Origin of the sequence: Pseudomonas edaphica (genome assembly GCF_005863185.1) — a bacterium.
Classification (GTDB): Bacteria; Pseudomonadota; Gammaproteobacteria; order Pseudomonadales; family Pseudomonadaceae; genus Aquipseudomonas; species Aquipseudomonas edaphica.
The window spans coordinates 1-2,901 of record NZ_VBVZ01000716.1 but is presented as its reverse complement, the minus strand read 5'-3'; the positions used below and the strand labels follow the sequence as shown (position 1 = coordinate 2,901).

The 2,901-nt window shown below is 62.5% G+C and carries 1 protein-coding gene and 1 pseudogene; one reads left to right on the top strand and one right to left on the bottom strand.

Annotated features, from left to right (window positions below):
• Nucleotides 1–1,100 (bottom strand): annotated as a pseudogene (locus FEM54_RS29440) (lytic murein transglycosylase); the annotation flags it as partial.
• Between the two features lie 213 nt (nt 1,101–1,313).
• Between FEM54_RS29440 and FEM54_RS29435 the strand changes: the two are divergent.
• Nucleotides 1,314–2,901 (top strand): ATP-binding cassette domain-containing protein (locus tag FEM54_RS29435; RefSeq protein ID WP_138453944.1); only part of this gene is annotated, 1,588 nt, incomplete at its 3' end.

Here is a 2,901-nt window from a genome sequence, read left to right as displayed (position 1 = left end):
TTCTTGTACAGCACCAGCGGCTGCGGGTTCTTCGGCTCGGCCAGTTCCAGGCTGCGCGCCTGCCAGTAGCGCCAGCGGTTGGTGGTGGCCAGGTCTTGCGGGAGTTTGCGGGTCAACTGGTAGGCATCTTCCCAGCGAGCCAGGCGCAACAGCAGGCGCAGGCGCCATTCGGAGACGGTGTTGTCACGCAGCTCGGGGTCGTACTTGGTCATCACGTCCAGGGCGCGTGGGTCGTAGCGGCGCGCGAGGGTCAGGCCGATTTCGCGGGCGATCGACACTTTTTCGTCACGGGAGAAGTGCATGCTGCTGGCATAGCCGTCGAGCAGGGCCATGGCCTTGTCCGGGTCCTGGCGTGCCAGGCGGCGCAGGCCCAGGCCCACAGCGTCAGACATGGCCTCGTTGGCCGGCAGGAAGCGCGACGGGTCGCTGAGCATGTCGGGCTTTTGCGCCACGTCGATCATCAAGCGGCCTTGGGCGCCAAGGGTTGGCAGGGTTTTCACCAGGCTGTTGGCCAATGCGTAGTTGCGGGCTTCGGCGGCGAGCTTGGCGCGGTCCCAGATTTTCTGTTCGGTGAGTTGGCCATCGGCGGCCCACTGGCCAAAGGTGGCGTCACAGGCGGCCGGCTGGGATTTGCCGGTCATCCAGAGTTTTTCGGTGGTCTTGTAGCCTTCGGCTTTGAGGTTGTGCGTCAGTTGGTACTGGCCATGCAGGCAGTCCAGTTCGACGAAATTGAGCTTGGCGTCGTAGTACTTTTCGAAGGTTTGCCAGTCACCACGGTCGGCCAGCCAGCGCAACCAACGCAGTTTCATCCAGTTGGCCTGGGGCAGGTCGCCGTTTTTGGCGAGGAACTGTTCGATTTCCTCGTTGCTCGCGGTTTTGAGGCGCGCGGTCAGCTCGTCGTAGGCCAGGTACGGCGTGAGCGGGTAGTCGGCCAGGGCCTGGCTGTATTGCATATACGGGCCGCTGTCGCCTTTGGCGAGGGCGCGTTTGGCTTCATCGTAATACTGACGTTGGGTGGTGAGGTCCACGGCCTGGGCGGATTGAACGGCGGTGGCGGAAAGAAGCAGACAAGATAAAAAGTTGAAAAGGCGACTGCGCATGAGACGTCCGTGCAGAGAAATCACGACTAGCACCGGCACCGCCGACACTGATTGCCCCTAGCTTAGCCTTTTGCCAGCGGCTGGCGAAAGCTTTGCCGGCCGGCTGGCAGCAGTTCACCGTAAATGTCCTACAGAACGTGTCTGTGGCAAAAATGCCGGCCGCATCCCACCCTCAAGTCAGGTAGAATGCGCGCCCAGTTTTTGGAGAAGCGTATGACCCTGCTCAAATTCAGCGATGTGTCCCTTGCTTTCGGCGCTATGCCGTTGTTGGACAAGGTGTCCTGGCAGATCGCCCGTGGTGAGCGGGTGTGCATCATCGGCCGCAACGGCACCGGCAAGTCCAGCATGATGAAGCTGGTAAAAGGCGACCAGAAGCCCGATGACGGCTCTGTATGGCGCGCGCCGGGCCTCAAGATCGGCGAATTGCCGCAGGAATTGCCGGTGGCCGACGGACGGACAGTGTTCGACGTGGTTGCCGAAGGCCTCGACGGCGTTGGCGAGTTGCTCGCGCAGTACCATCACCTGGCGCAGAACTGCGTCACCGAAGCCGACCTGGACAAGCTCATGCACGTCCAGCAAGACCTCGAAGCCCGTGACGGCTGGCGTTTGCAGCAGCTGGTCGACAGCACCTTGAGCCGCCTGCAACTGCCGGCCGACAAGACCCTCGCCGAGTTGTCCGGTGGCTGGCGCCGTCGCGTGCTGCTGGCCCAGGCGCTGGTGTCCGAGCCAGACCTGCTGCTGCTCGACGAACCAACCAACCACCTGGACATCGGCGCTATCGCCTGGCTCGAAGAAGCCCTCAAGGATTTCCAGGGCGCCGTGCTGTTCATCACGCACGACCGCTCCTTCCTGCAAAACCTGGCCACGCGCATCCTCGAACTGGACCGTGGCGGCCTGATCGACTGGAACGGCGACTACGCCAGCTTCCTGGTACACAAAGAAGCCTCGCTGGCCGCTGAAGAAACCGCCAACGCGCTGTTCGACAAGAAGCTGGCCCAGGAAGAAGTCTGGATCCGCCAGGGCATCAAGGCCCGTCGCACCCGTAACGAAGGCCGTGTACGCGCCCTCAAAGCCCTGCGTGTTGAGCGCAGTGAGCGCCGCGAGCGCACCGGCAAGGCCAATATCCAGCTGGACACCGCCGACAAGTCGGGCAAGCAGGTGATGGTGCTGGAGAATGTCAGCTTCCACCACCCGGATGGCCCGTTCCTGATCAAGGACTTCTCGATGGTCCTGCAGCGCGGCGACCGTATCGGCCTGCTGGGCGCCAACGGCACCGGCAAGACCACCTTGCTCAAGCTGATGCTCAATGGCCTGCAACCGACCAGCGGCACCGTGGAAGAAGGCACGCGCATCGACGTGGCCTACTTCGACCAGTTGCGCCATCAGTTGGACCTGGAAAAGACCGTGATCGACAACGTTGCCGAAGGCCGCGACTTTATCGACATCGACGGTCAGAGCCGCCACGTGCTGAGCTACCTGGGCGACTTCCTGTTCAGCCCGCAGCGTGCGCGTACGCCAGTCAAAGCCCTGTCCGGTGGTGAGCGTGCGCGCCTGCTGCTGGCCAAGCTGTTCAGCAAGCCGTCCAACCTGCTGGTACTCGACGAACCGACCAACGACCTCGACGTGGAAACCCTCGAGCTGCTGGAAGAGGTTTTGCTGACCTTCAACGGCACCGTGCTGATGGTCAGCCACGACCGGGCATTCCTCGACAACGTGGTGACCAGCACCCTGGTCTTCGAAGGTGAAGGCAAGGTGCGTGAATACGTCGGTGGTTACCAGGACTGGATCCGTCAGGGCGGCT